Annotated in this window: 26 protein-coding genes; 18 read left to right on the top strand and 8 right to left on the bottom strand. The window is 70.6% G+C overall.

Annotated features, from left to right (window positions below; genetic code table 11):
- Nucleotide 1 precedes the first annotated feature (1 nt).
- Nucleotides 2–493 carry a glutathione peroxidase gene (locus QC180_RS09120; RefSeq protein ID WP_278262196.1) on the bottom strand — a complete coding sequence of 164 codons (492 nt, stop codon included), beginning with the start codon at nucleotides 491–493 and terminating at the stop codon, nucleotides 2–4.
- A gap of 131 nt (nucleotides 494–624) precedes the next feature.
- Between QC180_RS09120 and QC180_RS09115 the strand changes: the two genes are divergently transcribed.
- Both QC180_RS09115 and QC180_RS09110 read left to right on the top strand, forming a co-directional pair.
- Nucleotides 625–2,112, top strand: a complete 1,488-nt coding sequence (locus tag QC180_RS09115; protein ID WP_278262195.1) for an FAD-dependent oxidoreductase — start codon at nucleotides 625–627, stop codon at nucleotides 2,110–2,112.
- Between the two features lie 124 nt (nucleotides 2,113–2,236).
- Nucleotides 2,237–3,826 (top strand): GMC family oxidoreductase, encoded by a 1,590-nt coding sequence (locus QC180_RS09110; RefSeq protein ID WP_278262194.1) that lies wholly within the window; start codon nucleotides 2,237–2,239, stop codon nucleotides 3,824–3,826.
- A gap of 141 nt (nucleotides 3,827–3,967) precedes the next feature.
- Here the strand turns inward: QC180_RS09110 and QC180_RS09105 are convergent, their stop codons facing one another.
- Nucleotides 3,968–4,447, bottom strand: a complete 480-nt coding sequence (locus tag QC180_RS09105; protein WP_278262193.1) for an HAD family hydrolase — start codon at nucleotides 4,445–4,447, stop codon at nucleotides 3,968–3,970.
- Nucleotides 4,448–4,707: 260 nt separating this feature from the next.
- On the opposite strand from QC180_RS09105, the gene QC180_RS09100 reads away from it, so the two are divergent.
- Complete coding sequence (locus tag QC180_RS09100; protein ID WP_474646411.1) at nucleotides 4,708–5,880, top strand: PucR family transcriptional regulator; 1,173 nt, start codon at nucleotides 4,708–4,710, stop codon at nucleotides 5,878–5,880.
- Between the two features lie 147 nt (nucleotides 5,881–6,027).
- On the top strand, nucleotides 6,028–7,578 hold the full coding sequence (locus QC180_RS09095) for an acyl-CoA carboxylase subunit beta (RefSeq protein WP_278262191.1): 1,551 nt from the start codon (nucleotides 6,028–6,030) through the stop codon (nucleotides 7,576–7,578).
- Between the two features lie 3 nt (nucleotides 7,579–7,581).
- On the opposite strand, the gene QC180_RS09090 is transcribed toward QC180_RS09095, so the two are convergent.
- Both QC180_RS09090 and QC180_RS09085 read right to left on the bottom strand, forming a co-directional pair.
- Complete coding sequence (locus tag QC180_RS09090) at nucleotides 7,582–8,952, bottom strand: lipase family protein (protein WP_278262190.1); 1,371 nt, start codon at nucleotides 8,950–8,952, stop codon at nucleotides 7,582–7,584.
- A 200-nt stretch (nucleotides 8,953–9,152) separates the two neighbouring features.
- Nucleotides 9,153–10,382: a lipase family protein gene (locus QC180_RS09085; protein ID WP_474646410.1), complete on the bottom strand. Its 1,230-nt coding sequence runs from the start codon at nucleotides 10,380–10,382 to the stop codon at nucleotides 9,153–9,155.
- Nucleotides 10,383–10,665: 283 nt separating this feature from the next.
- Between QC180_RS09085 and QC180_RS09080 the strand changes: the two genes are divergently transcribed.
- From QC180_RS09080 to QC180_RS09065, 4 genes are all read left to right on the top strand, one after another.
- A complete protein-coding gene (locus tag QC180_RS09080) occupies nucleotides 10,666–10,917 on the top strand; it encodes a hypothetical protein (protein WP_278262189.1) in 252 nt (83 codons plus the stop codon).
- 87 nt (nucleotides 10,918–11,004) lie between these two features.
- On the top strand, nucleotides 11,005–11,490 hold the full coding sequence (locus QC180_RS09075) for a DUF2599 domain-containing protein (RefSeq protein WP_278262188.1): 486 nt from the start codon (nucleotides 11,005–11,007) through the stop codon (nucleotides 11,488–11,490).
- 22 nt (nucleotides 11,491–11,512) lie between these two features.
- On the top strand, nucleotides 11,513–12,181 hold the full coding sequence (locus tag QC180_RS09070; RefSeq protein WP_278262187.1) for an SDR family oxidoreductase: 669 nt from the start codon (nucleotides 11,513–11,515) through the stop codon (nucleotides 12,179–12,181).
- Nucleotides 12,182–12,519: 338 nt separating this feature from the next.
- On the top strand, nucleotides 12,520–12,774 hold the full coding sequence (locus QC180_RS09065; RefSeq protein ID WP_278262186.1) for a hypothetical protein: 255 nt from the start codon (nucleotides 12,520–12,522) through the stop codon (nucleotides 12,772–12,774).
- Between the two features lie 54 nt (nucleotides 12,775–12,828).
- On the opposite strand, the gene QC180_RS09060 is transcribed toward QC180_RS09065, so the two are convergent.
- Nucleotides 12,829–13,713 carry a helix-turn-helix domain-containing protein gene (locus QC180_RS09060; protein ID WP_278262185.1) on the bottom strand — a complete coding sequence of 295 codons (885 nt, stop codon included), beginning with the start codon at nucleotides 13,711–13,713 and terminating at the stop codon, nucleotides 12,829–12,831.
- An 18-nt stretch (nucleotides 13,714–13,731) separates the two neighbouring features.
- Complete coding sequence (locus QC180_RS09055; protein WP_474646409.1) at nucleotides 13,732–14,037, bottom strand: DUF397 domain-containing protein; 306 nt, start codon at nucleotides 14,035–14,037, stop codon at nucleotides 13,732–13,734.
- Nucleotides 14,038–14,318: 281 nt separating this feature from the next.
- Between QC180_RS09055 and QC180_RS09050 the strand changes: the two genes are divergently transcribed.
- The 6 genes from QC180_RS09050 to QC180_RS09025 all read left to right on the top strand — a co-directional run bounded on the left by QC180_RS09050 (nucleotide 14,319) and on the right by QC180_RS09025 (nucleotide 20,381).
- The gene (locus tag QC180_RS09050; protein WP_278262184.1) at nucleotides 14,319–14,555 is read left to right on the top strand and encodes a hypothetical protein; all 237 of its coding nucleotides are present in this window, start codon (nucleotides 14,319–14,321) and stop codon (nucleotides 14,553–14,555) included.
- Between the two features lie 85 nt (nucleotides 14,556–14,640).
- Nucleotides 14,641–15,075, top strand: coding sequence for a CBS domain-containing protein (locus QC180_RS09045; protein WP_278262183.1), 435 nt, complete (start codon nucleotides 14,641–14,643; stop codon nucleotides 15,073–15,075).
- A 55-nt stretch (nucleotides 15,076–15,130) separates the two neighbouring features.
- Complete coding sequence (locus QC180_RS09040) at nucleotides 15,131–16,402, top strand: aminotransferase class V-fold PLP-dependent enzyme (protein ID WP_278262182.1); 1,272 nt, start codon at nucleotides 15,131–15,133, stop codon at nucleotides 16,400–16,402.
- A gap of 33 nt (nucleotides 16,403–16,435) precedes the next feature.
- Nucleotides 16,436–17,677 (top strand): heavy-metal-associated domain-containing protein, encoded by a 1,242-nt coding sequence (locus QC180_RS09035; RefSeq protein WP_278262181.1) that lies wholly within the window; start codon nucleotides 16,436–16,438, stop codon nucleotides 17,675–17,677.
- The gene (locus tag QC180_RS09030; protein WP_278262180.1) at nucleotides 17,674–19,074 is read left to right on the top strand and encodes a type III PLP-dependent enzyme domain-containing protein; all 1,401 of its coding nucleotides are present in this window, start codon (nucleotides 17,674–17,676) and stop codon (nucleotides 19,072–19,074) included. Before QC180_RS09035 ends, QC180_RS09030 begins: the two co-directional genes overlap by 4 nt.
- Nucleotides 19,071–20,381 carry a pyridoxal-phosphate dependent enzyme gene (locus QC180_RS09025; RefSeq protein ID WP_278262179.1) on the top strand — a complete coding sequence of 437 codons (1,311 nt, stop codon included), beginning with the start codon at nucleotides 19,071–19,073 and terminating at the stop codon, nucleotides 20,379–20,381. Before QC180_RS09030 ends, QC180_RS09025 begins: the two co-directional genes overlap by 4 nt.
- Here QC180_RS09025 and QC180_RS09020 read toward each other — a convergent pair whose 3' ends face one another.
- A complete protein-coding gene (locus tag QC180_RS09020) occupies nucleotides 20,382–21,929 on the bottom strand; it encodes a condensation domain-containing protein (RefSeq protein WP_278262178.1) in 1,548 nt (515 codons plus the stop codon). It abuts the gene before it with no gap.
- Nucleotides 21,930–22,096: 167 nt separating this feature from the next.
- Here QC180_RS09020 and QC180_RS09015 point away from each other — a divergent pair, with 167 nt between their 5' ends.
- The 3 genes from QC180_RS09015 (at nucleotide 22,097) to ligD (ending at nucleotide 24,683) form a co-directional block, all read left to right on the top strand.
- A complete protein-coding gene (locus QC180_RS09015) occupies nucleotides 22,097–22,486 on the top strand; it encodes a cold shock domain-containing protein (RefSeq protein ID WP_278262177.1) in 390 nt (129 codons plus the stop codon).
- A 119-nt stretch (nucleotides 22,487–22,605) separates the two neighbouring features.
- The gene (locus tag QC180_RS09010; protein ID WP_278262176.1) at nucleotides 22,606–23,685 is read left to right on the top strand and encodes an ATP-dependent DNA ligase; all 1,080 of its coding nucleotides are present in this window, start codon (nucleotides 22,606–22,608) and stop codon (nucleotides 23,683–23,685) included.
- Nucleotides 23,682–24,683: a non-homologous end-joining DNA ligase gene (gene ligD, locus QC180_RS09005; protein WP_278262175.1), complete on the top strand. Its 1,002-nt coding sequence runs from the start codon at nucleotides 23,682–23,684 to the stop codon at nucleotides 24,681–24,683. Before QC180_RS09010 ends, ligD begins: the two co-directional genes overlap by 4 nt.
- 1 nt (nucleotide 24,684) lies before the next feature.
- On the opposite strand, the gene QC180_RS09000 is transcribed toward ligD, so the two are convergent.
- Nucleotides 24,685–25,272, bottom strand: a complete 588-nt coding sequence (locus tag QC180_RS09000) for a TetR/AcrR family transcriptional regulator (RefSeq protein ID WP_278262174.1) — start codon at nucleotides 25,270–25,272, stop codon at nucleotides 24,685–24,687.
- A 36-nt stretch (nucleotides 25,273–25,308) separates the two neighbouring features.
- Here QC180_RS09000 and QC180_RS08995 point away from each other — a divergent pair, with 36 nt between their 5' ends.
- Nucleotides 25,309–26,967 (top strand): AMP-binding protein, encoded by a 1,659-nt coding sequence (locus QC180_RS08995; protein ID WP_278262173.1) that lies wholly within the window; start codon nucleotides 25,309–25,311, stop codon nucleotides 26,965–26,967.

The raw sequence follows: 26,967 nt of genomic DNA, 5'->3' as shown, positions 1-26,967 counted from the left end.
GTCAGAGCTGGGCTTCGATCGCGCGCACGATCTCGTCGGCATCGGGGGTGACGGTCGGACGGAAGCGGCCCGCGATCGCGCCGTCGCGCCCGATCAGGAACTTCTCGAAGTTCCACTGCACGTCGCCCGCCGAGCCGTCGGCCGAGGGGGTCTGCACCAGGGCGGTGTAGAGCGGGTGGCGGTCCTCGCCGTTGACGTCGACCTTGGCCAGCAGCGGGAAGTCCACGCCGTAGGTGACCGAGCAGAACTCCTCGATCTCCTCGGCGGAGCCGGGCTCCTGGCCCATGAACTGGTTGCACGGCACGCCGACGACGGTGAAGCCGCGCTCGCCGTAGGTCTTCTGCAGCTCGACCAGGCCGGTGTACTGCGGGGTCAGGCCGCACTTGGAGGCCACGTTGACCAGCAGCACCGCCCGGTCGCCCGCCACCGCACCCAGGGTGGTGTCCTCGCCGCGGAGGGTTTGTACGACGATGTCTCGAATATTCGCGCTCACCGGCGCCACCGTACCGGAGCGGCCGCGCGGTGCCCAGGGTCCCGCCCGGCCAGATTTCTGAAACACGTTCTTGTTTTGTCGGCGGTGACGCGGCACCATTTCGGTACACACCCGAACACCGGAGGCCGCTCGTGACCGAAAACCCACCCCGGATCGACACCGTCCGCCCGCTGCGCGCGAACACCGTGACGCACTGGGATTTCGAGGCCGACGTCGTCGTCGCCGGATACGGGATCGCCGGTGTGTGCGCGGCGATCGAGGCCGCGCGCGCGGGTGCGCGGGTGCTGATCCTGGAACGCACCGGCGGCTGGGGTGGCGCGGCCGCGCTGGCGGGCGGATTCGTCTACCTGGGCGGCGGGACACCGTTGCAGAAGGCGCTGGGTTTCGACGACACCCCCGAGAACATGGCCGCCTTCCTCACCGCGGCGCTGGGGCCGTGTGTCGACACCGCCAAGATCGAGGACTACTGCGCGGGCAGCGTCGAGCACTACAACTGGCTGGTCGAGTGCGGGGTGCCGTTCAAGGAGTCGTTCTGGGGCGAGCCCGGCTGGGAGCCGCCGCACGACGAGGGGCTGATGTATTCCGGCGGCGAGAACGCGGCGCCGTTCCTCGACATCGCCACGCCCGCGCCGCGCGGGCACGTGCCGGAACTGGCGGGCAAGAAGATCGGCGAGCGCAGCGGCGGTTACATGCTGATGAAGCCGCTCGCCGACACCGTGGCGGAGCTGGCGATCCCGGTCGAGTACGACACCCGCATCCGCAGGTTGATCGTCGACGAGGACGATCGCGTGGTCGGTGTGCTGGCCACCCACTTCGGCAAGCCGGTCGCGGTGCGGGCCGAGCGGGGAGTGGTGCTGGCGACCGGCAGTTTCGCCTACGACACCGAGATGATCGACCGCTACACCCCGAAGTTGAGCGGGCGGCCCGGCGCCGCCATCGAGGAACACGACGGCATCGGAATCCGGCTGGCCCAGGCCCTGGGCGCCGAGCTGGCGCACATGGACGCCAGCGAGGTCGCCATCTTCGGTGATCCGCAGATGATGGCCCGCGGAATCATGGTCAACGGGCGCGGGCAGCGCTACATCGCCGAGGACACCTATCCGGGCCGGATCGGTCAGGCGACGCTACTGCAGCAGGAGAACCAGGCGTTCCTCGTCATCGACGAGCAGTCGCTCGAGGAGGCCCTGGCCACCGAGAGCGCGACCCCGTTCTTCCGGTTCCCGCCCAAGTGGGTCGCCGAGACGGTGGCCGAGCTCGAGGCCGAGATGGGGCTGCCCGAGCAGGCGTTGCAGACGACCGTGGCCATCTACAACCGGCACGCCGAGCAGGGCGGTGACCCGCTGCTGGGCAAGAAACCCGAATGGGTGCGCCCGATCTCGGGCTCGCTGGCCGGTTTCGATCTGCGCGGGTTCACCGCCGGATTCACCCTCGGCGGGCTGCGCACCGACCTGGATTCGCGGGTGCTGCACGTGAGCGGGGAGCCGATCGCGGGGCTCTACGCGGCGGGGCGGTGCACGTCGGGGCTGTGCGCGGGCGGGTACGTCAGCGGGGCGTCGCTGGGCGACGGCAGTTTCTACGGCAGACGCGCGGGCCGGGCGGCCGCGGCGGCCACCGACTGAGACACGGAGCACCCGCCGGGCGCCGACTGTCAGTACGCTGCTTCCAGCGCCGCCCGGCGACGAGTCCGGCTGTGGCGCATCCGAGTTGACTACGACAGATGCAGTGCAGGATCGGAGTTGGACAGTGCAAGCAGGTGGGACGTCCGCGGATTACGTGATCGTCGGCTCCGGATCAGCGGGGGCGGTGCTCGCGAACAGGCTCAGCGCCGACTCGGGCACCACGGTAGTGCTGTTGGAGGCCGGACCGGCCGACGACGACAAGTTCGCCCACATTCCGGCGGCGTTCTCGAAGCTGTTCCGCACCGAGCGTGACTGGGACTACCTGACCGAACCGCAGCCGGGCCTGGGCGAGCGCCAGATCTATTGGCCGCGCGGCAAGACCTTCGGTGGGTCGTCCTCGATGAACGCGATGATGTGGGTGCGCGGGTTCCGGGCCGACTACGACGAGTGGGGGCTGCTCGCCGGGGACCGGTGGAACTGGGGTGCCGCGGTCGAGCAGTTCCGCAAGATCGAGCGGGTGCAGGACGCGCAGTTCCCCGACGAGGGGACCCAGGGGCCGCTGCACGTGCAGCGTCAGCGCAGCCCGCGCGCGTCCACCCACGCCTTCCTGGAGGCGGCGCGCCAGGCCGGTCACGAGCTCGAATCGCCGAATCGGCCCGCGCCCGAGGGATTCACCCAGACCATGGTGACCCAGCGCGACGGCAGGCGCTGGAGCACCGCCGACGCCTACCTGCACCCGGCGATCAAGCGCGCGAACCTGACCGTGCACGCGCGGGCGCTGGCGACCAAGGTGGTCTTCGAGGGCACCCGGGCGACCGGGGTGGAGTATCTGTGGGACGGGCAGACCCACACCGTCACCGCGAACCGCGAGGTCATCCTGTGTGGTGGCGCGGTGAACAGCCCGCAGCTGCTGCAGCTCTCGGGCATCGGTGATCGTGACGAGCTGGCCGCGCACGGCATCGAGACGGTCGTGCACTCCCCCGAGGTCGGCGCGAATCTGCAGGACCACCTGATCGCCGCCCTGGGCTACGGCGTGGAGTCCGATTCGCTGTTCGCGGCGGAGAAGCCGCTCGAGCTGATCAACTACCTGGTGCGGCATCGCGGCATGCTGACCTCCAATGTCGGCGAGGCCTACGGGTTCGTGCGCAGCGAGCCCGAGCTCGAGCACCCCGACCTGGAGCTGATCTACGCGCCCGCGCCCTTCTATCACGAGGGTCTGGTCGAGGCGACCGAGCACGGTGTCGTGCTCGGCGCGATCCTGCTGCGTCCGCGCAGCCGCGGCAAGATCGGGCTGGCCTCGGCCGATCCGACGGCCAAGCCGGTGATCGATCCGCGCTACCTGTCCGACGCGGACGGGGCCGACCGGGCCGCGCTGGTGGCGGGGCTGCGGGTGTGCGCGGGTCTGGTCGGTCAGCCCGCGCTCAAGAGCGCGCTCGGCGCGCTGATCTACCCGCCGGACGCACCGGAGGATCTCGACGAGACCATCGCGCTCACCATCGAGAAGTTCTCGCACACCCTCTACCACCCGGTCGGCACCTGCCGGATGGGGACCGACGAGGCCAGCGTCGTCGCGCCCGACCTGAAGGTGCGCGGGGTCGAGGGGCTGCGCGTGGCCGACGCCTCGGTGATGCCGCTGATCATCCGCGGCCACACCAACGCGCCCGCCATCTTCATCGGTGAGCAGGCCGCGTCGTTCATCCTGGCCGAGGGCTGATCCGGTCGGTGAGGGCGGGTCGCCGCGGCCCGTCCTCACCGCCGAGTCGAACTCTCGCGCCGACTGGCTCTTTTGTCCGTTTTGGCACGGTATGCACGTAGGCATCGTCTGCGGTCCGACACCGCGTGCGAACGCGCCTGCTCAGAGGGCGGGGACCCGGGCGAAGCCCAGCGGCGGTGTCGGCAGCGGGCCCGAGCGCAGGTCGTGGCGGAAATCGGGCAGCAGTGGCAGCATCTCGACATTGCGCGCGGCGTAGCAGCGCACCATCGGCAACGCACGGGCGACCTCGGCGCGTTCCACCGGCTCGGCGTCGAGGAACGCCAGGCCGTCCAGGCCGAGGCCGAGGGTGTCGGCGATGCGCACGATCGAGGCCGACTTGCGGCCCCAGCCGATCTCGACCGCCGAGAACATCTCGTAGAGGCCGTGCCGGTACAGCGTGTGCAGCGTGCGCGCGCGATCACCGCGGGCCGCGACGGCATGCAGTACGCCGCGCTCGCTCAGCTTCCGCAGCGTGCGCACCGCGGGTGGGCGCGGCGCGGCGCTGGTCCCGTCGTGGACCACACCGTCCCAGAGGGTTTCGTCCAGTTCCCAGACCAGACAACGGACGGCAGGTCGCATCATGGGTGCCCCTATCGGTTCGTTCCGGCGCGGTGAACTCTACAACCCCCGATAGCGATCGACCAGACTTGTGAAGGGTCACCATGGCGGCCCCGGCGGGTGTGCCGCCGACCTATAACCGGGCAATCCTTTCCACTCCGCGCACGGTTTGGCTAGGGTGAAGTCGCTGGACGGCGGGGGGTACAGCCCGGAAACAGGCGAAGGGAACACAGATGTCCGTAGACAACCCACCCCGGCAATCGTTGACGATCTCCGGGCGGCCGATGTCTTCGCCACTCAAGGACGTCCGTGCGCTGTCCCGACAGATGGTGGGCCACTTCGTCGAGAACGTGGCACCCTGCGGCACCCTGCCCGGTGACGCCATCTCCGGTGACGTCACCACCATCACCCGGATCTGCCTGGAATTCGCCGTCAGCATGCTCGACGGCCGCGACATCCCCAACACGCTGCAGCGACTGCAGGACGCGGCCAGCGCGTGGGCCCGCGAGGGCGTCCCGATCGACACAATCCACCACTCGATCGCCGAGGGCTTCAAGATCGGCCTGGATCTGGTGGTGTCGAGCGCGTCGGTGAAGGACTACGACAACCTCGTCGACGGCGTCAAGGTCGTGATGGAACTGCTCGACACCATCACCGCGCAGGTCTCGCTGGCCTATGTGCGCGAGTTGCGCGGCGTCGTCAGCGAACACCACACCGCCGTACACACGCTGACCTCGGCGCTGCTCGGCGGTCACCCCACCTCGACGATGGCTCGCGAGTGCGGGATCGCCATCGCCGACACCTACGCCGTGCTGGCGCTGTCCATCCCGCCGCACCGCGAGGAGGCCAACCCCGCGCTCGACGCCAAGGTGGTGGCCCGGCGCAAACTGCGCCGCGTGCAGGCCGAGCTGGCCAAGCGCTGCGGGGAGACGGCGTTGTCGCTGCTCAGCGTCGACGGCGGCACGGTACTCATCCCGGCCGACACCTTCGATCGTGATGGTCTGGCCGCCCTGGTCGCCCAGCTCTCGCACGCCGCGCAGGTCGGGATCACCGCCGCGATGGTCGAGTCGAGCAGCACCGGTGTCCCCGACGCCGCCGACCAGGCCCACGAACTGCTCGACATGGTGCAGCGCCTCGAGGTGACCTCCGGGCTGTACCGCTTCGACGAGCTCGCGCTGGAATACCAACTCACCCGCCCCGGTCCCGGCCGGGAATTCCTCGGTTCGCTGCTGGACCCGCTGGACCAGTACCCCGAACTGCTCGAGACCTTGCAGCGCCACATCGCGAACAATCTGAACCGTCAGCGCACCGCGCGGGTGCTGCACGTGCACACCAATACGGTCGACTACCGGCTCAAGCGGATCGGTCAGCTGACCGGTTTCGACCCCACCCAGCCCTCGGGCCTGTGGTACCTGCGGTCCGCGCTCGTCGCGCGCAGCTACCGCAGCGCCGCCTGACCCCACCGACGCCGAAGGCGCTGCCCGCCGATCGCGGGCAGCGCCTTCGCGGCATTTAGTGGAATGGTCACATTTCACAGTGTGTCGGCGCTACGCTCGTGACCGTCGCCAACGACGGCGAAGAATGTTCGAAGGACCAGACCATCGATGAGCGTCACGCGCGAAAAACTCGAAGAACTCCGGGGCCTGCTGGAGCTGGCCGAGGAACCGGCCGGTGAGGTCGGGATCGCGAAACGCAAAACGAAGGACATTCCCAGCGCCAGAGAGCGGGTGCGCGCGTTACTCGACCCCGGCACGTTCGTCGAGATCGGGAAACTGGTCCGTCAGCCCGGTCGCGCCGACGCCATGTACGGCGACGGGGTGGTCACCGGACGCGGCGAGATCGACGGCAGGCCGGTGGTGGTGATCGCCCACGACCAGACCGTGTTCGGTGGGTCGGTCGGAGAGATGTTCGGCCGCAAGGTCGCCGCGGCACTGGATTTCGCCCTGGCCAATCTGTGCCCGGTGGTGGCGATCAACGATTCCGGCGGCGCCCGTATCCAGGACGCGGTCACCTCGCTGGCCTGGTACGCGATGATGAGCCGCCGCCAGGAACAGCTCTCGGGGCTGGTGCCGCAGGTCTCGATCATGCTCGGCAAGTGCGCGGCCGGTTCGGTCTACGCGCCGGTGAACACCGATGTGCTCATCGCGACCGAGCAGTCCTACATGTTCGTCACCGGGCCGGAGGTGATCCGCGAGGTCACCGGTGAATCGGTCACCATGGAGGAGCTCGGCGGCGCGCGGGTGCAGGCCGACAACGGCACCATCCACCACGTCGCCGCCGACGAGGCGGCCGCGTTCGCCTGGGCGCGCGCGTATCTGAGCTATCTGCCGAGCAGCTGCAACGAGCCGCCGCCGATCGTGAACCCGGGCCTGGAGCCTCAGATCACCGACAGCGACCGCGAGCTGAACACGATCATCCCCGACGCCGATCGCACCGGCTACGACATGTACGACATCCTGCTGCGCCTGTTCGACGACGGCGACTTCCACGAGATCGCCGCCGCCACCGCGGCCAATCTGATCACCGGGTTCGCCCGGGTCGACGGCCGACCGGTCGGCGTGGTCGCCAATCAGCCGATGGTGCTCGGCGGCGCCCTCGACGCCCGCTGCTCCGACAAGGCGACGCATTTCCTCCGGATCTGCGACGCCTTCCGGATCCCGCTGGTGTTCGTGGTCGACACCCCCGGCGTGCTGCCGGGCGTCGACGAGGAACGCAACGGCGTGATCAAGCGCGGCGGCCGGTTCTTCCGCGCGGTGATCGAGGCGACCGTGCCGATGGTGACCGTGGTGGTGCGCAAGGCCTACGGCGGCGGGTACGCGGTGATGGGTTGCAAGCAGCTCGGCGCCGATCTGAGTCTGGCCTGGCCGACCGCGCGGATCGCGGTGATGGGCGCGGAGAGCGCGGTCGGCATCGTCGGCAGACGCCAGCTCGATCAGGTTCCGGCACCGGAGCGGGCGGGCGTGCGCCAGTGCATGATCGACCAGTACAACGCCACGGTGGCCACGCCGTGGACCGCGGCCGAACGCGGCTACATCGATGCCGTCATCGAGCCCGCCGCCACCCGGCTCGAGATCCGGCACGCACTGCGCCTGCTTCGCGAGAAGGAGGCGGTGGTGCGGCCGAATCCGCGCAAGCACGGCCTGTTCCCCGTCTAGGGATCAGCATTCGCTGCGGGCCGGGACCCCCTGCAACCGCTCGTCGAGCCACAGCATCGCCTCGGGGTACCCGGTCACCGCGCCGATCACGTGCTCACCGAAGACACTGCGGTACACCGCGTTCGCGCCCAGCGAGCACTGTTCGTTGTAGAGGTTGCGGGCCCCGGCGGCGGGGATCCAGAACTCCTGTTCCCCGTTGTAGATGTAGAGCGGTGCCGTCGAGCGCATTCCGGCCATCCGGGTGATCTCGTAGATCTCGGTGGCCAGCTCCGAGCGCAGCGGATCGGTGATGTTGGCGCCGACGTCGATGGGCAGGTGCAGGGCGCCGGGGAGGGCGAAGACGCTGATGCACTGGTCCTTCATCGGCGAGGTCGCCACCCAGCGGGCGAGATTGTTCATGGCGGCCAGGATCTGCGGGCGTTCGCGGCCGATGGCGAAGGTCGCGGCCATGAAGACCCCCGAGGCCAGGTTCGCGTTCATGCTGCGCGAGAGGATCTCGAAGTCGGCGGGCACTCCGCCCAGGGCGGCGCCGACGATCACCTCGGCGAGTTCGGGCGCGTAGGACTCGATGAGTTTGGTGGCGCCGTGGGTGGCGATGGCGCCGCCGGAGTAGCCGGTCATCGCGACCCGGCTCGTGCCGAAGGCCGCCGGATCGTAGCCGCGCGTCGCGCGAATGGCGTCGAGCACCGCGTGACCCGCCGTGTAGGGCTCGGCGTAGGCCATCCACGGGCCCTCGTGGTCGGGTACCAGCACCGCGTAGCCGCGCAGCGCGGCCAGTTGGGTGGTGGGTGGGAAGAAGTCGGTCATATTGGTGTCGAGCGTGAGACCGTGCGAGAGCGTGTATCCCGGCGTGCAGGCCCGGCCGAGGGCGTCGATGGGCAGGTTGTTCACCAGCACCGGACGGTCACCGGGTCCGGTCCATTCGGCGGCGGGCACGATCAGGGTCGCGGTGGCGAACGACGGCCTGCCCTGGGCGTCGGAGGTGCGGAACTTCAACAGCGAGGCCGAACGCAGCGGGATCAGCGTCAGCAGGCCCGCGGTCGGGGTGATGTCGCGGACCTCGATCAGGTCACCCGGCGCCAGCTCGGCCAGGCCGTCGGGCCACTGGTCGAACATCGCGTCGCCCACCGGCGAGGGCAGCACCGCGGCGTGCAGCGCGGCCAGTTCGGCCTCGGAATCACCGGCGGTGGCGTCGGTCTGGATCGGGGACGGCAGGATCTGGTCGATCCAGCGCTGGATATCGGGCAGGAAACCGGGCGAACCGGGCTGGGGCACCGGGAATTCCGGGGTGGGCGGCGGATCGGCCGCGGCGGTGCCGACGGCGAACGAGAGCAGTAATACGAACGAACCGACAAGAACACGCACAGATCTCATAGCACACACGCCTTCGGGTGGCGACGGAATCGTCGACAGACGTGACGCGTTGCGGTGCTTCGATTTCCGCCGAATCTCCCCCAAGAACGCCCGCCGTCAGTGCACTTCACGGTAACCCGCGCGGCCGCACGGTCCGGCCGTCGTGCCCGGTTCGTGTGCGCACCGCCGCCCGATCGCAACACGACCGGGCGGCGGACGGGTCAGCAGGTGCTGGGTGCGGCCTCCCCGCGCAGGCGCGCGTCGAGCCAGCTCACGGCCGCGGGCAGGCCGAGCACGGCCGCGGTGAGGTGGTCCGGAGTGGGTGTGGACTGGGTGACCACCGGCGTGCCCGCCGCGCACCAGCGGCGCGTGGTGTCGGTGATGGCGTCGACCGGGATCAGACCGTCGATGGGCGAATGCCATTCGAAGACCGGCATGGTCGGCGCGCCGTCGTAGAGCTCCAGACTGTTCTCCTCGACCACCGCGCGTGCCCGCGGGTCGTCGACCAGGGAGGTGGTGGCCGCGAAGTCCAGGATGCCGTGTCCCGCACCGGTACTGAGGATGTCGTTGGTGCACGCGTTGGCGATGGCGGCGCGCGCGGCCAGGCCGCGGGCGTTCATCTGGTCGCTGATCGGGAAGCGGTCGGGATATTCGCGTTCCAGGCCGATTCCGGCGGCCAGCGCGAGCCCGAAGACCGGATGCGCGCCGAAGCCGAGCCCCTCCAGCATCGAGACCAGGTTCATCGGCACCCCGCCCATGGCCGCTCCGGCGATCTCGACCTCGGGCGCGTAGGTGGGTTGCAGAGCCGCGGCCCACGCGGTGGCCATGCCGCCGCCGGAGTAGCCCGCCATGGCCACCCGGCTGTGTTCGACGCGCAGTTGCTCGACCTGGCGAATGGCCCGGATCCCGTCGAGGGTGACCTGTCCGCCCAGCTTCGCCGCGCCGTAGGCGTAGTTCGGGCCCAGATGGTCGGGCAGGGCCATCGTCCAGCCGCGACGCAACGCCACATTCCAGAAAACCGCCTCGCGCACCATGAGATTCGGGTCGTCGGTGTAGAGCACCTTCGACACCGAGCACTGCACCCCGAGCCCGTTGATGATGTGCTGATAGGACAGCACCGGCGCGTCGGGCTGCTGGTTGTTCGGTTGCAGCACGGTGGTGGTGGCCGCGATCGGCTCGCCCGCGGAGTTCGTGGACCGGAACTGGATGAGGGTGACGGTGGTGTCGGGGAACATCGCCAGCGGCGGCATCGCCCGCACCGCCAGCACGTCGCCGGGCTGATGCGCGGCCAGGTCGGCGGGCTGACCGTACATCGGGTCGGGATCGGCGCTCGGGTACAGCGGCGTGCCGTGGCCCGCCGCGGCGGGCACCACGGCCAGCAGCGCCACCACCATCGTCGCGAGCAGTGTCCGGCGCGGGCGAGTCCGTCGCACCGCGGCAATCCAGGTCATCCGGCTGTCCCTCCCGTGTCGCTGCCGTCGCCGCCGATCCTGACCGGTACCGTGGCCCGTCGGAACCCCTTTCCGGCAAGATCGGCGCGGCTCACAACCGCCGCTCGACGAAGCTGTGGCCGGAAGCAAGCCCGCCGTCGCGCCCACTGGGGTGGACGCACGCGACGGCTCGGGCGAACTGTGAGATCTCCAGGCGAAGACCAGAACATGTTCCACTCGATGGCCGGGGTCCTACCGTCGAGTAGGAAGGCGCCCACCAGCGCCGGGGCAGAAGGAGCAGGCCATGATTCGCACCGACGAGAACATCGCCGTGACCACCGAACCGGTCGACCGGAGCGAAATACCCACGCGGCGGATCACGGTGTACTTCGACGGCCCCGCCCCCGCGGACGTGCTGGTGCTGCGCTACGCCGCCACCCAGGCCGAGGCGTGGGAGTTCACCTGCGCGGCCGTGGCGGCCGGGCTGCTGGTGACCGTCGACAGCCAGGTCGGACCCGGCTTACGCCGCCTGCCGTGCCGCTCGCTGTGGCACTGATCCCCCGCCGACCACCGGCACCCGCCGCGCCGCCGCACTAGGCTGGCCGGGTGGCGCGCGTCGGCGCCGCGGGAACAGGAGGCGTTCGTGATCCGGTGGTACCGCCCCGCGTTGGCCGTCTGCGCGGTCGCCGCGCTCGCCGGATGCGGTCCCGAGGACGAGCCGCCCGCGGCCGCGATCACCACCACGAACTCCCCCACGCGCACCACCGACCGCGTTCCGGCCACCATCGCGCCACCGACCACCACGGTCGACCCCTACGCCGGACTGCCGCTCATCGATCACCTGAGCTGGACCGAGAACGTCGACGGCGCCCGCCTCCAGATCTATCCCACCGTCGCGGGCCGCAAGACCGCGGCACCCGGAGGCGATCAGCTCGCCTGGTCGGAGATCCTGGCGATGGACGCCACCGCGGACTCCCCCGGCATGTTCGACCAGTTCCGCTGCCACTGGGTCTGGGCCAGGATGGTGGCACCGGACAAACCGAGCTGGAATCTCGAGCCGTGGCGTCCCGATGTCGGTTATCAGGCCACGGTGGCCGCCAACTGCAATCCCGGCGGCCCGGAACGCTGACCGCCCGAAAGGAGCACCTCGCATGCGCATCGTCATCGCCGGTGGACACGGCAAGATCGCTCTGCTGCTCGCCCAGCGGCTCACCCGCCGCGGCGACCGGGTCCACGCCCTGATCCGCGACCCCGCCCAGGCCGCCGACGTCGCCGCCACCGGCGGTGTCCCGGTCATCTACGACCTGGAACGCGACACCACCGACGACCTGGCCGCCGCCCTCGACGGCTCCGACGCGGTGGTCTACGCCGCGGGCGCCGGGCCGGGCAGCGGGGTGCAGCGCAAGTACACCGTCGACCTCGGCGGGTCGGTGGCACTGGCCGACGCCGCCGAGCGGACCGGAGTGCGGCGGTTCGTGCAGATCTCGACCATGGGCGCGGGGCAGCCGCCCGCGCCGGGCACCGACGAGGTGTGGGCGGCCTACCTCGACGCCAAGACCCGCGCCGAGGACGATCTGCGGGCCCGGGATCTGGACTGGACCATCGTGCGGCCGGGCCGGTTGACCGACGCCGAGGGCAACGGTCTGGTCACGCTCGGTCCACCGCCGATTCCGCGCGCCGACATCCCCCGCGCCGACGTGGCCGCCACGTTGGCGTCGATCTTGGTCGCGGACAACACTTTTCGACACACGCTCGAGCTCGTCGCGGGCACGCGCCCGATCGACACGGCGGTCGCCGAGATTTCAATAGCCGAAAATTAACTATCGCAACTCCATTCGCCGGTCGGGACCATTCCGGAATCCGCCCGGAGCCATTCCGGCGACCAAGGAATACCTATGAACCGCCGGTCACGCCATCGTTCGGCGGAGCCGCCCGGCGAGGGCCGTCGCGCCACCGCGGATTCGCCGCTCAGAAGCCGGGAAACGCAGCGCATCGAGACGGAATCGATCATGCAGATGTGCTTGCATCTGAAAGTGCCCCCGTCCTAAACTCAGGGCCGCAACACAATTCAGGGGATAGTCAGGGGAGGCCGCGAGCGGCTCACCCGGGGTATTAGTTGCCCTGGGTTTGCCACTGCCTAAACACAGGGGCGCTCAATATGAACAACACCAAAGGCCGTTTCGGACTCGCCGATCGCGCGGCGACCACCTTCCCGATCACCACCGGGTGCTCCAGGGAGACCGCGGTCGCCTTCGTCATCGACGCCGTGGAATCCACCGGCGCGGCGACTCGCAACGACTTCGACATCGACCGGATCGTGACCACCGCGCACGAGATGGCCGACGACTGGGACCTGCAGACGCTGGCTCCCGACACCTTCTGGCGCATCGCCGCCGGTTGCATCCGCTATTGACACGACGACGCCGACCGGCTCCTGGCCGGTCGGCGTCAGCGGTCGTGTCGTCGATCAGTCGCGCGTGGCGTAGTCCAGCAGGATCTCGCGCGAGCGGTCCGGCCGGGCGGCCTGCACACTGAGCTGGTCCATGACCGACAGGTACAGCGCCAGGTCCTGCCTGCGCTCGAGGTAGAGCGCGCTGGTGAGCTGCTCGAGGTAGACGATGTCGGGCAGCTCGGGTTCAGCGAAGCGCAGGATGGAGAACGAGCTGCCCGCCGCCGCGTGCCCACCCGCCGAGTACGACAGGACCTGCACGGTGACATTGGGCAGCTCGGAGAGCTCGGCCAGATAGCGCAGCTGCGCGCGGTGCACCTCGCGCCCGCCCACCGGACGGTGCAGCACGGCCTCGTCGATCACCGCCCACACCACCGGCGGGTCGACCCGGCGCAGGATGTCCTGGCGCAACTGCCGGACCTGGACCCGGCGTTCGGTCTCGGCGTCGTCGAACCCGAGGGTGACCATCGCCCTGGTGTACTCCGGGGTCTGCAGCAGGCCCGGCACCAGTTGCGCCTCGTAGGTCCGGATCTGGCTGGCGGCCTGTTCGAGTCCCAGATAGGTGCTGAACCACGACGGCAGCAGGTCGCTGTAGCGATGCCACCAGCCGGGTTCGCTGGCCTGCCGGGCGAGTTCGAAGAACGATTCCCGCTCGGCCACGTCGTGCACCCCGTAGAGGGTGAGCAGGTCGCGGATATCGCGTTCCTTGAAGCCGGTGCGCCCCAACTCGAGTCGGCTGATCTTCGCGTGGGAGCCGCGGATGGCCTCGCCCGCGGCCTCGCGGGTGATGCCCTTGCCTTCGCGGAGCTTGCGCAACTGGCCGCCGAGTGCGATACGCAGCACGGTGGGGCCACGGTCGACAACCGGTTGCACGCGACCGATCTCGTCGGGTTCAGCCGTCATGGACGCCGATATTACCGATCACTGCGTCAGATAGTCGAACTCTCCGGCCTTCGCGCCGCGGATGAACGCGTCGATTTCGGGCCGGGTGTAGAAGATCACCGAGCCCTGCGGGTCGCGCGAGTTGCGCACGGCCACCGAGCCGTCGGTCGCCTCGGCGAGCTCGACGCAGTTGCCGCTGGGATTGCTGTAGGTGCTCTTGCGCCACGCGCCGACGCCCGGGCGTTCGCGCTGATCATGCTGGATTCCGGACACGCCACACTCCTCGTTCTCGAATGATGCCCATCGGTACGAAATTTGCAGATGCACGCTCAAACGTTCTTGCATCTGCATGATTCGACGCGGACACTAACACGCGGCAGCACACTGCGCACCGGTCGGTACTTACCCGACGTCAGGACCAGGCAGACCCCGCCCACAGGCTTGTCCAGCCCCCTGAATTCGCAAGCGCCACAAGCCGATCGGCGTTGCGACACGCCGTGAACGGACGTGCAGATGTTCTTGCATCTGCAAACGAAGCGACCGTAGACTCACCCCTCGAGATCACCGGAAGGTCGACGGCACACCGGCCGGACCGACCCACCGGCGCCGGATGTGAGGGGCCTCGGATGAGCAGTCCGTTTCGTACACCCCGCCGGATCTCGGCCGCCACCACGGTCGGCCTCGAGATCCCGCGACACCTCGGCGCGGCGGTAGCCCCGCCCACCGCCTGCGGCGAGGAGCCGCACACCCTGACCTATCGCCAGGCGCGCGAGATGCTGCGCCAGCACGATGTGCACGGTCCGCAGTGCAGGCAGTGGCTGGCCGCGGCGGCCTATCTCTCGGCGGGCCTGGACGACGAATAGTCCGTGACGTGTCCGTGCTGGTCACGGCGGCGTTCGCGGAGCATGCTGGTACCCGTACGGCCCGTGCGACCCGAATGAGTGGCCCATGCGGATAGCGGAGATCCTGCGGAACAAGGGAGCGGCGGTGGCGACCGTCCCCCCGGAGACCACGGTGCGCGCGCTGCTCGGCGTCCTGGCCGGGCACAATATCGGCGCGGTGGTGGTCTCCCCCGACGGCGCGACGATCAGCGGGATCGTCTCCGAACGCGATGTGGTGCGTCGCCTCGACCGCGACGGGCCCGACCTGCTCGACCGTCCGGTCGCCGAGATCATGACCGTTCAGGTGCGCACCTGCGGCCCCGACGACCACGTGTCCTCGCTGCGGCACGTGATGACCGAGCACCGGATCCGGCACATGCCGGTGGTGCGCGAGGACCGACTGGTCGGGATCGTGAGCATCGGCGACGTGGTCAAGAGCGAGATCACCGAACTCGCCGAGGAACGCGGCCATCTGGTCGACTATCTGCAGGGCAGGTACTGAGCACCTCGACCGTTGTCGAGGTCGAAATGTGTTGTCCGCGCGTATCGTTGAACGCGTGCACCCCCTCCGGCCCGAGCTCGCCGCCGCCCCGGCGACCCGGCACGCGCCGGTGCCCGCCACCGTGCGCGCGCGCTTCCCGGCGCTGGCCGAGGCGGGGGTGGTCTATCTCGACAGTGCCGCCACCACCCAGAAACCGGATTCCGTCATCGCGGCGGTCACCGACTACCACCGCGCGCGCACCGCCAACGCGGGCCGGGGCACCTACGGCTGGGCCACGACGCTGGCCGCCCGGGTCGAGGCGGTCCGGGCGCGCGCGGCCGGATTCCTCGGTGCGCGACATGCCGACGAGATCGTCTTCACCAGCGGGGCCACCGCCGCGCTGGGCACCATCGCGCACAGCTGGGGTCTTTCCGCGCTCGCCGACGGCGACGAGATCCTCTACAGCCCCACCGATCACGCCGCCAATGTGCTGCCCTGGCACCACCTGCGCGACACCCTCGCGCGGTTCGGCCGCCGGATCGTGCTGCGGCCCTATCGCGCCACCCGCGCCGGTGAGGCCGATGTCGACGACATCCTCGCCCAGGTGGGGCCGCGCACCCGGCTGATCACCACCACCCACCTGCATCACGTGTACGGCGGGCTGAGCACGCTCGAGGAGTTGCGCGGGCGGATCGATCCGGAGATCCTGCTGTGCTTCGACTGCTCGCAGAGCGGCGGGCACATCCCGGTGGACCTCACCGCGCTCGGCGCCGATTTCGCCGTGTTCGCCGGGCACAAGATGTTCGGCGCGCCCGGGGTCGGGCTGCTGTACTGCCATCGGCGGGTGCACGACCGGCTGCGGCCGTTCCTGCCCGGCGGCGGCTCGGGCGTGCGGGTCACCGAGGACGGGCTGCGGGGTTCCGGGATGCCCGCCCTGCTGGAGGGTGGCACGCTGAATCTGCCCGGAATCCTCTCGCTCGCACCGGCTTTCGACCTGCTCGAGGAGATCGGTCCGGCCGCGATCGCCGCGCACAACCGGGCACTCACGCTGCGGCTGATCGAGGGTCTGCGCCCGCTGCCGGGGCTGGATCTCCTGCCCGGTCCGGCGTACGCGGACTGTGCCGTCGGCTATGGGATCGTCTCGTTCACCCTCGACGGGATCAGCGCGGCCGATCTCGGGTTCGTGCTGGCCGACGCCGGTTTCCTGGTGCGCACGGGCGCGCACTGTGTGCCCTCGGCCGAGGACGGGGCGGGTTCGGTGCGGGTGAGCACCCAGCTCTACAACACCCTCGACGAGATCGACCGCTTCCTCGACCGCGTGTCCGGCATCGCCGGGCACCGGTGGTGAGCCACGACCTGTCCCCCGAGCCGAGGAGCACTGATGGGTACGCCTCCCGCGCAGAACTACGACCGCCGCGCCACGGCCCGGATCCTGGCCCGACTGGCCGCGCCCGGACTCTTCGCCGCCGCCGAACCCGCCACGCCGGTGCGGATCACGGTGCGCGCCACCGCCTTACGCGCCGAGCCGGGCGGGACGCTGACCGAATCGCAGCGGCTGTACATGGAGCGGTTCATGCGGCCGTGTCGCGCGGAGCAGGTCACCAGTGCCACCCATCGACTCACCTGGACCGACTCGGCGGGCATCCCGAACACCGGCTACGTCCACCGCGCGGGCGCCGGTCCCGAACTCGCCGTCGTCGCCAGGGAGACCGTGCTGGCGCTGTGGCGGGCGCTGGCCGGATCGGGGCTGGCCGAACGCGCGGCCGCGCTGGCGGAGTCCGAGCGCGCGGTCCTGCTCGGCACCACGACCGATCACGAGCCGGTGGAGATCGCGCGGGTCGGGATCGAGGCGGCGGGGCGGGCGCTGGTGCAGCACGGGCTCATCGCCGGTGACACGCCGTATCGCGGGATCGTCGAGTTCGCCACGGGCCTGCGGGATTCCGGGATCTTCGCCGCCGTCGCGACGCGCTGGTTCTGGGAACTGCAGGCGTCCACGTTCCGGCGCGGGATGATCCCGGTGCGCCTGGAGACGCTGCCCGACGGCCGGGTGCGCTACACCGCCGAGTCGCTGGCGCTGCTGCGCGCCATGAAGGAGGCCACCCTCGCCGACGCGCACGCGGTGATGCGCCGCGCGACCACCGAGGAGGGTCTCGAGGTGGAGGCCGCCGTCGCGAAGTATCACGACGACCTCGACCTGATCTCGCGCCAGTACGCGCTGCTGCCGCCCGGCACCGTGCCCGTGTGCCCGGCGGCCGCCGACACCGGGGGCACCTCGGTGCTCGCGGCGGTCGTGGACCGCTTCGTCGCGACCTTCGCCGAGGTGGCCGACACGGTCGAACTCGTCACCGACATCACCCCGGTCGAGCCCGGTGGCACGGCGCTCGCCGACGACGGCGTGTTCTTCGTGCCCGATATGAGCTGCAAGCACTGTGTGCGGACCATCACCGCGCTGCTGGAGTCGATGCGGATCCCGGTGCTGGAGATCGATCTGGAATCCAAGCGGGTGACCGCGCGGATCCGCAGTCCACGGCATCGGGCGCGGGTGTTCGAGGCGCTGCGCGACGGCGGGTACAACCCGGTCGACGAGGCGCCCGCGCCGCTGCCCGGCGCGTCGGTGGGATGACCCCGCCCGCTGTTCCCGCCGCCCTCGCCCCGCAGGTCGCCGCGTTCGTCGCCGACCGTGCCGCGGTGCGTGAGGCGCTGCGGCGGTTCGGATCACCGGTGCACCTGGTCTTCCCACAGGTCTTCGCCGAGAACCTGGCGGCCCTGCGCGGCGTGCTCGACGGTGCCGGGCTCGGGTATCGGATCTGCTACGCGCACAAGGTGAACCGTTCGGCGGCGTTCGCGCGGACCGCGGCGCACGCGGGCATCGGGATCGATGTCGCGTCGGCGCCGGAGTTGCGGTCGGCGGACGCGGCGGGCTTCCCGGTCGACCGGATCGAGGTGACCGGACCCAAGGGCACGGCGCTGCTCACCGATGCCGTGGCGGCGGGGGTGACGGTCAATGTCGACAATCTCTGGGAGCTGGAGACCCTCGCCGGGCTCGGTCCGGCCCAGGTGCTGGTGCGGGTGTCGGGGTTCGCGGGAAGCGCGCCCAGCCGGTTCGGGATCGACCTCACCGACATCGACAGCGCGCTGGACGTGCTCGAACGACATCGGGACCGAGTGCTGCTGCGCGGGTTCGCCTTCCACCTCGACACCGCCTCGACCGCGGAGCGGGTGCGGGCGGTCACGGACTGCCTGGACCTGGTCGAACGCGCGTACGCGCGCGGCCTGACCCCGACGGTGCTCGATATCGGTGGTGGCCTGCGTCAGGTCTTCACCGCTGACCCCAGCGGCTACGACGCCTACGACGCCGCGTTGCGCGCGGGCCTCCTGGGCCAGGGGCCCGCACTGCACTGGGGCGGCAACACCTTCGGCTATCACGTGGCCGAGGGGGCCGTGCACGGCGGCGCCGTGTACCACAAGTACGCCAATACCGACCCGGCCCCGGCCTTGCTCGCCGAGCTGCTCGCCGCGCCGCTGCCGGGACACGGTGGCCGGGCGCTGGGCAAGGTGCTGGCCGACAATCTGCTCGAGCTCTGGCTGGAACCGGGTAAGGCGCTGGTCGACCGGGCCGGGATCACGGTGGCCCAGGTCGAATTCGTCAAGCGGACCGGTGGCGGCGCGACACTGGTGCATCTGAATCTGAGCCGCGACACCGTCACCGCCGCCGATCAGGAGGTGCTCATCGACCCGATCGTGCTCACCGAGGCGAACGGAACCGGCCCCGCCGGAGTGTATTTCGCCGGACACCTGTGTCTGGAGCGGGATCTGGTGACCCAGCGGCAGGTCCGCGTCGACCGGCTGCCCGTACCGGGCGATCCGGTGGTGTTCGCCAATACCGCCGCCTACCACTCGGATCTGTCGGCGGCGAGCGCCGCCATGCATCCGGCCCCGGCGAAGGTGGCGGTGACCCGCGCGGACACGGGGTACGTGCTGTGCCCCGACGCCGAGTACCGGCCCGGAGCGTGGCGATGATCTACTCCCACATCACCGAGCTCATCGGCGACACGCCCCTGCTCCGGCTCGACCCCGCCGTACACGGCCTGCCGGAGGTCGAGTTGTACGCGAAGTTGGAGTCGCACAACCCGTTCGGGTCGGTGAAGGATCGGGTGGCGTGGGCGATGATCCGCGACGACCTCGCCCGGATCGCCGCCGACGGGCAGTCGCTCATCGAGGCGTCCAGCGGCAATACGGCCAAGGCGCTGCGGGTGCTCGGGGGGCTGTACGGGGTGCCGTTGCGGGCGGTCACCAATCGCATCCGGGTCAGCGAGGTCCGCCAGCTGTTGCAGCTGCTCGAGACCGAGATCGTGGAGCTGCCCGGGCTGTCGGAATGCCCCGATCCGCAAGCGGCCGACGATGTCTCGGCGGTCATCGAGCAGACGATCGGTCAGGCGCCGGGCCGCTGGTTCCATCCCTCGCAGTACACCAGCGAACGCAATGTCGCCGCCCATCGCGACGGCACCGGCGCCGAGATCGCCGCCGATTTCGCCGCGGCGGGCATCGACACCGTCGACTATCTCGTCGGCGGCCTGGGCACCACCGGCTCGACCCGGGGCACGGCCACTGCCCTGCGCGACCACCATCCGGCCCTGCGCACCATCGGTGTGGTCTCCGACCGGTTCGACTTCATCCCCGGCATCCGGTCCGAGCGCGAGATGTGGGAGGTCGGGCTCTTCCAGCCCGGGTTCTACGACGAGATCGTCACCGTCGACTCCGCGACCGCCATCGAGGCCACCCTCGCCCTGGCGCGCGGCTACGGTGTCCTCGCGGGGCCGACCAGCGGCGCTGGCTACGCGGCGGCCCTGCGTTCGCTCGCGGCCGCGCCCCGGCCCGGCGACCGGCCGCTGGTGGCCGTGCTCATCGTCTGCGATCGGCTAGAGCCGTATCTGTCCTATCTGGCCCAGCGCAGGCCCGACCTGTTCGGCAAGCCCGCCGCGCCCGCGGCACCGGGACCCGAGGACCTCGCCCCGAGCCTGTCCCCCGCCGAACTGGCCGACCTCGACCGCACCGGCCGACCCACCGTCGTCGACACCCGGGGCGCGATGGCCTACCGGGTCGGGCACGTGCCGGGGGCGGTCAATATCCGCGACGACCAGCTCGACGACCTCCTCGCCCAAGGGATTCCGTTTCCCAGATCGCGGCCGGTGGTGTTCGTGTGCCCGGTCGGCGAGACCTCGCAGCGCTTCGCCGCGGTGACCCGACGGGCCGGGTTCGACGCGTTCAGCCTCGACGGCGGCATCGTCGCCTGGCGTGACGCCGGGCTGCCGCTGGAACGGGGCTGATCAGAGCAGCAGTCGTGGCGCCCGGCGGGTGGTGCGCACCGGGCGGCGACGGCCGGTGCCCGCCAGCAGCGCGGTCAGCGGGCCGCGGTAGCCGTCGGCCAGCAGCCCGACCACCCCGCGGAAGCGGGCGACGAACCGCGCGGCGGTCTCCTCGTCGAAGCGGGCGATCGGGTAGCGGAACGAGCCGTCGATCCCGGCGGGCGCGCCGAGCGGGTCGTAGTGGTCGGTGAGACCGAACTCGAGATCGTGCTTGGCGCGCACCACGCCGGTGGGCAGCTCGGTGATCGACAGTGGCTGCGCCACGGCGGATTCGGTGGACGCGGTCCGGGGCGTCGCGGCGCGCTGCAGGATCAGCGTCGCCTGGAACAGCGGGAGCGCGGCGTCCTGGAGCAAGCAGCGCTTGAGCCGGGGGTTGGGGGTGTCGGGGTGGGCGTAGGCGGCCAGCGCGACCCGGCGCACCTGGTCGAGCAGTTCCTCGACGTTCCCGGCGCGGTCCAGGCGCACGCGCAGGAGCACGTCGTCGGAGAAGTTGCCGACCATGTCGTCGAGCAGCCGGTGCTCGCGACCGGAGACCGCGGTCGCCACCGTCACGTCGGCGCTGCGCGCGAACGCGCCGACGGTCACCGCGAAGGCCGCCTGCAACACCATGAGCAGGCTGGCGCGCCCGTCGTCGGCCAGCCGCAGCAGGCCCGCGTGGGTGGGCGCGTCGAAGGTGACGGGGATCAGCGTGCCCGCCGCCGGGTCCGCCGGTGGCCCGGGCAGTTCGCGGGTGGGCAGATCGAGCAGCGCGGGCCTGCCCGCCAGGGCGTTGGCCCAGTAGCGCAGCTGGTGGGTGGCGCGGCTCCACTCGTCGGTGAAGTCGCCGAGCCGGTCGTGCTTCCACAGGGTGTAGTCGGTGTAGGTCAGCGGCAGGGGCGCCCAGTCGGGTGCGGTTCCGGCGCGGCAGGCGAGATAGGCGGTCACCAGGTCGCGGATCAGCGGGTCCATCGACCGGCCGTCGACCGAGATGTGGTGCACGACCAGCACCAGAACCACCTCGTCGGGACCGAGGACGAGCAGCCGCGCGCGCAGGGGCAGGTCGCGCGCGAGATCGAAGGCCGCGCCCGCCGCCTCCGCGATCGCGGCCGCGAGTTCGTCCTCGGTGACGATGCGTTCGACCACGTCGAGGGCGAGCTCGGCGGGGTCGGCGACCACCTGGGCGGGGCCACCGCCGGTCACCGGGTAGCGGGTGCGCAGCGGCTCGTGCCGGATCACCAGGTGCTCGAGCGCGGCCCGCAACGCGACCACGTCGATCCCAGTGCCACGCAGCCGCAGGGCGCGCGCGACATTCCAGTCCGCCGAGCGACCCAGCCGCGCCGCATGCCACATCCGCTCCTGGGCCGGTGCCAGCGGCACGTGCGCCGGACGCGGTCGCGGCGTGAGCGCCACCACCGGCGGCGCGGGCGGCCGGAAACACCGCGCGCCCGCCGCGGTTCGCGGCGTCGCGACGAGCACGCCGCGACCGGCGTCGTAGTCCCCCGACCTGATCCCCGCACCGGGGTCCAACACTCGTCTGCAACCTCCACACCGGACCGAACAGATTCGGAACGCTAACGAGTGGAGATTAACGCGAAGTTACCCGATTGTGACTGCGCTCCTTCCGCTGATCGCTTTCCGGGTAAAACGCCCAAATGCCGCGTTAGAGTGGGCGTCGGGAAGCGGAGCTGAGGAGCTGGTTGGTGTCCATCGGGAAATTGGTGTCGTTCGACGGGTCACGGGGATTCGGGTTCATCCGGCCCGACGACGGCGGGCCCGACGTGTTCGTCCATGTCAACGACATCGGCCTCGACGAGGACGAGCTGCGCCAGGGGCGGATCTTCGAATTCGATGTCACCGAGGGTGATCGGGGGCCCAAGGCGATCAACCTGACCGCCGTCGGCCAGGCCCCGCCCGCGGCGAAGGGCCGCAAGGACCGGACCGGTCAGCGGCTCGGGTCCGAGGAGATGCGCAGGCAGATCACCGAGTTGCTGTTGGAGGCCTCTCCGGCGCTGACCGCCGCGGAGATCATCACCATCCGCGACCGGTTCACCACCTTCGCCGACGAACACGGCTGGCTCGACAGCTGACCGCACGGGACCGATGTCCCGGTTCTCGTCGGTCCTTCGACCTACGATCGCCTCACACACCGATGAATCGGGCGTGCTCGCATCGTCGACACGGGTGAACCCACCCGCGAGGAGGATCGATGGATCTACCGGTGCTGCCGCCAGTGCGCCCCATGCTGGCCAAGTCGACGCCGTCGCTGCCTCGCGAACCCGGCCTGAGCTATGAGCCGAAATGGGACGGGTTCCGCTGCGTCGTGTTCCGCGACGGCGACGAGATCGAACTCGGCTCCCGCAACGACCGCCCGCTCACCCGGTACTTTCCGGAGCTGGCCGAGTTACTGAAAGCCGCGCTGCCGCAACGCTGTGTGGTCGACGGGGAGATCGTGGTCGTCACCGACCAGGGCCTGGACTTCGACACCCTCCAGCAGCGTCTGCATCCGGCGGCCTCGCGCGTGCGCAAGCTGGCCGCCGAGACACCGGCCAGTTTCGTCGCCTTCGACCTGCTCGCCCTCGACGACCGCGACCTCACCGCCGCCCCGTTCCGCGAGCGCAGACGCGCCCTGGAGTCGCTGCTCGACGCCGCGCCCGGACGCATCCACCTCACCCCGATCACCCAGGACCCCGATGTCGCGCAGGACTGGTTCACCCGCTTCGAGGGCGCGGGCTTCGACGGAGTGATGGCCAAGGCCGACGACCTGCCGTACCAGCAGGACAAGCGCGTCATGCTCAAGATCAAGCACGAACGCACCGCCGACTGTGTGGTCGCCGGGTACCGGATGCACAAGGACGGCGAGGGCGTGGGCTCCCTGCTGCTCGGCCTCTTCGACGAGGACGGGAACCTGCACCACGTGGGAGTGGCGTCGAGTTTCACCGCCGCGCGTCGCCGTGAACTGCTCGGTGAACTCGCGCCGCTGCGGGAGAACGCGCTGGAGAACCATCCGTGGCGGGACTGGGCCGACGCGGTGGCCCAGGCCGAGGCGGGCGGCAAGATGCCCGGCGGGCTGAGTCGCTGGTCCGGCGGCAAGGACCTGTCGTGGGTGGCGCTGCGGCCGGAACTGGTCGCCGAGGTGCGCTACGAGCACGTGCAGTCGGGGCGTTTCCGCCACGGCGGCAGGCTGGTTCGCTTCCGCGCCGACCGCACCCCCGCCTCGTGTACCTACGCCCAGCTCGACGAGGTGGCCCCGGCCGAACTCGACGCGATCTTCGGGGAGCGTCGATGAGCGCGGCGGTGGAGATCGAGGTCGACGGCCGCACGCTGTCGATCAGTCATCCGGACAAGGTGTACTTCAGCAAGCGCGGAGAGACCAAGCTCGACCTGGTCCGGTACTACCAGGCGGTGGCGGAGCCGCTGCTGGGCGTGATCGGGAATCGGCCGCTGCTGCTCGAGCGCTATCCCGACGGCGCCTCGGGCAAGTCGTGGTTCCAGAAGCGGGTACCGAAATCGGCGCCGGACTGGCTGCGCACGGTGGAGGTCTCCACGCCCAACGGCACCACCAGCGACGCCCTGGTCGCACACGATCTCGCGCACGTCCTGTGGGCGGTGAACCAGGGCTGTCTGGGCTTCCACGTGTGGCCCAACCACGTGCCCGAGCTGCGCATCGCCGACGAGCTGCGGATCGACCTGGACCCGTCCCCCGGTATCGGCTTCGACGATCTGCGGGTGGCCGCGGTGCGTACCCGCGAACTGCTGACCGAACTCGGCATCGACTGCCGGGTCAAGACCTCCGGTTCGCGCGGCCTGCACATCTACGCCGCCCTCGAACCCCGGTGGGACGGCTACGAGGTGCGGGCCGCGGCGGTGGCGATGGCGCGCGAGCTCGAGCGCCGCTATCCCGAGGAGATCACCGCGCAGTGGTGGAAGGAGGAACGCGGGTCGCGGGTGTTCGTCGACTTCAACCAGAACGCTCCGCACAAAACGGTGTTCGGGGCGTGGTCGGTGCGCCCCAAGGTCGGCGCGCAGGTATCCACCCCGATCTCCTGGGACGATCTGGACACCGTGGTGCCCGACGAGCTGACCCTGGCGACCGTCCCCGCCCGGCTCGCCGAGCAGGGCGATCCCTGGGCCGACCGCACGCCGCAGTCGATCGAACCGCTGCTGGCGATGTCGGAGCGCGATATGGCGGCCGGGCTGATGGACGCGCCGTGGCCGCCGCAGTATCCGAAGATGCCCAACGAACCGCCGCGCGTGCAGCCGAGCCGGGCCAAGAAAGCCGACTGAGTCAGCGCACCGCCAGGCCGTCCACGAGACTGGTGACCAGGCCGTCGATCCAGGCGTCGTCGAGCGCGGCCCTGCCCCGCAGCACGATCGCGACCAGGGTGGCGCCGAAGACCATCTCGATGAACAGTCCCAGGTCGACGTCGGGGCGCGCCTCGCCCCGGGTGGCGGCCTCGGTCAGCCGGGTGGCCAGGCTGTCCCAGCCCGCGGTGAGCAGCCGGGAACTCAGCTCCTGCTCGAGCGCGTGATCGGCCATCAGCTCACCCATCAGGGCGGGCGTGGCCCGCCTGCCCGCCGGGGACCCGACGATGTCCGGACACCGCTGCACCACGGCCCGCACCTCGGCCCTGAGGTCGGTGGCGCCAGTGGGTGCGGCGACCACGTCGGCGGGATAGACGGCCTCGTGCACGAGGTGGGCCTTGGAGGCCCAGCGACGCCGGATCGCGGGAACCGAGGTCCCGGCGCGTTCGGCGATCGCGCGGAAGGTCAGGTCGGCGTAGCCCACCTCGGCGACGAGATCACGGGCCGCGACCAGCACCGCCTCGTCGATGCGCACGTCGCGCGGCCGCCCGGCGGGTGGTGCCTCACTCACGGTGCCTGCCTCCTGTGCCTCGGTCGCGGTGTCGATGTGGGTGCCATTATCGCGAAAACGCGGACGGGACGCCCCTCGGTCGCCGAGCTCCTCCTCGCCCGCGCCGAGGACGACCATCCCGCCCTGCTGTTCGGCGAGGAGGTCCTCACCTGGCGGGCCTTCGTCGCCGCCGCCGCCCGGCGCGCCACCGCGCTCGCCGAGCTACGCCGCCCCGGTCCGTGGCACGTCGGCGTGCTGATGGACAACGATCCGGAGTATCTGCTGGTCATCGCCGCGGCCGCGCTCTGCGGCGCGACCGTCGTCGGCGTCAACCCGACCCGGCGCGGCGCGGAACTGGCCGCCGACATCCGCGGGACCGACTGCCGGACACTGCTCGTCGGCCCCACACATCGCGCGCTGCTCGACGACCTCGACCTGCCGGACGTCGACGTCATCGACGTCGAGGGCGAGCGCTATCGGAACCTCATCGCGGACAGCACCGCCTACACCGCGCCACCACCCGCTGGCCTCGAACACCTGCTGCTCCTGCTGTTCACCTCCGGCTCGACCGGCGCGCCGAAAGCGGTGATCTGCTCGTCGTTCAGACTCGCGGCGATCGGGCAGCTCAATGTGCACGGCCTGACCCGCGACGACGTCGCCTACAACGCCATGCCGCTGTTCCACGGCAACGCGTTGATGGCGGCCTGGGCACCGATTCTCGCGGTCGGCGGCATCTACGCGATGCGACCGCGCTTCTCCGCCTCGGGATTCGCGCCCGATGTGCGGCGCTTCGGCGCCACCTTCTTCAACTACGTCGGCCGGGCGCTGTCCTATGTCCTCGCGCAACCCGAGCACCCGGACGAGGCCGACAACCGGCTGCGGTTCGGTTTCGGCACCGAGGCCTCCACCCGCGACCGCGAGGAGTTCCAGCGACGCTTCGGCTGCCGGATCGTCGAGTCCTACGGGTCCTCGGAGGGGGTGTGCACGATCATGCGCACCGAGACCACCCCGCCGGGCGCGCTCGGCAAGCCGGACCCCGCGATGGGTCTCGAGATCGTCGGCTCGAGCGGACAGCCCTGTCCGGTCGCCGAATTCGGCGACGACGGTCGCCTGCGCAATGCCGGTGCCGCGATCGGCGAGATCGTGGTGCGTGGCGCGGCGGCCCGCTTCGAGGGGTACTACAACAATCGCGCCACGATGGCCAACAAGGTCCGCGACGGCGACTACTGGACCGGTGACCTGGCCTACCGCGACGCCGAGGGCAACTTCTGGTTCGCGGGCCGCGGCGCGGACTGGATCCGGGTCGACAGCGAGAACTTCGCCCCGGCGCCGATCGAACGCATCCTGGCCCGCCATCCCGCCGTGTCCAGCGCCGTCGTCTACGGCGTGCCCGATCCGCGCACCGGCGACGAGGTGATGGCCGCGCTGCTCCCGCTGCCCGGGCACACCCTCGATCCGGCCGAACTGCACCGATTCCTGTCCGACCAGCCCGATCTGGGCACCAAGTGGCGGCCCCGGCTGGTGCGCGTCGTCGAGGATCTCCCGCTGACCGGCACCGGCAAGCTCGACAAGCAGGTCCTGCGCCGCCAGGCCTGGCACACCGACGACCCCCTGCTGCTCGCCACGGACACCGGCTACCGGCCGTTCACCGCCGCCGACCGTGCCGCCCGCGAGGCCGCGTTCGCGACCCACGGCCGCACCGCACTCCTGCCCTGA

It is taken from the genome of Nocardia anocheti (assembly GCF_029675105.1).
Taxonomy (GTDB): Bacteria; Actinomycetota; Actinomycetes; order Mycobacteriales; family Mycobacteriaceae; genus Nocardia.
Note: the sequence above shows the minus strand (reverse complement) of the source record. Positions and strands in the feature narration are given on the sequence as shown.

Excerpts from the sequence above, each read along its gene's own strand:
- QC180_RS09105 (WP_278262193.1), bottom strand. The coding sequence starts at position 4,447 with ATGATGCGACCTGCCGTCCGTTGTCTGGTCTGGGAACTGGACGAAACC.
- QC180_RS09100 (WP_474646411.1), top strand. The coding sequence starts at position 4,708 with ATGTCTTCGCCACTCAAGGACGTCCGTGCGCTGTCCCGACAGATGGTG.
- QC180_RS09095 (WP_278262191.1), top strand. The coding sequence starts at position 6,028 with ATGAGCGTCACGCGCGAAAAACTCGAAGAACTCCGGGGCCTGCTGGAG.
- QC180_RS09090 (WP_278262190.1), bottom strand. The coding sequence starts at position 8,952 with ATGAGATCTGTGCGTGTTCTTGTCGGTTCGTTCGTATTACTGCTCTCG.
- QC180_RS09085 (WP_474646410.1), bottom strand. The coding sequence starts at position 10,382 with ATGACCTGGATTGCCGCGGTGCGACGGACTCGCCCGCGCCGGACACTG.
- QC180_RS09080 (WP_278262189.1), top strand. The coding sequence starts at position 10,666 with ATGATTCGCACCGACGAGAACATCGCCGTGACCACCGAACCGGTCGAC.
- QC180_RS09070 (WP_278262187.1), top strand. The coding sequence starts at position 11,513 with ATGCGCATCGTCATCGCCGGTGGACACGGCAAGATCGCTCTGCTGCTC.
- QC180_RS09065 (WP_278262186.1), top strand. The coding sequence starts at position 12,520 with ATGAACAACACCAAAGGCCGTTTCGGACTCGCCGATCGCGCGGCGACC.
- QC180_RS09060 (WP_278262185.1), bottom strand. The coding sequence starts at position 13,713 with ATGACGGCTGAACCCGACGAGATCGGTCGCGTGCAACCGGTTGTCGAC.
- QC180_RS09055 (WP_474646409.1), bottom strand. The coding sequence starts at position 14,037 with ATGCAAGAACGTTTGAGCGTGCATCTGCAAATTTCGTACCGATGGGCA.
- QC180_RS09050 (WP_278262184.1), top strand. The coding sequence starts at position 14,319 with ATGAGCAGTCCGTTTCGTACACCCCGCCGGATCTCGGCCGCCACCACG.
- QC180_RS09045 (WP_278262183.1), top strand. The coding sequence starts at position 14,641 with ATGCGGATAGCGGAGATCCTGCGGAACAAGGGAGCGGCGGTGGCGACC.
- QC180_RS09035 (WP_278262181.1), top strand. The coding sequence starts at position 16,436 with ATGGGTACGCCTCCCGCGCAGAACTACGACCGCCGCGCCACGGCCCGG.
- QC180_RS09030 (WP_278262180.1), top strand. The coding sequence starts at position 17,674 with ATGACCCCGCCCGCTGTTCCCGCCGCCCTCGCCCCGCAGGTCGCCGCG.
- QC180_RS09025 (WP_278262179.1), top strand. The coding sequence starts at position 19,071 with ATGATCTACTCCCACATCACCGAGCTCATCGGCGACACGCCCCTGCTC.
- QC180_RS09010 (WP_278262176.1), top strand. The coding sequence starts at position 22,606 with ATGGATCTACCGGTGCTGCCGCCAGTGCGCCCCATGCTGGCCAAGTCG.
- ligD (WP_278262175.1), top strand. The coding sequence starts at position 23,682 with ATGAGCGCGGCGGTGGAGATCGAGGTCGACGGCCGCACGCTGTCGATC.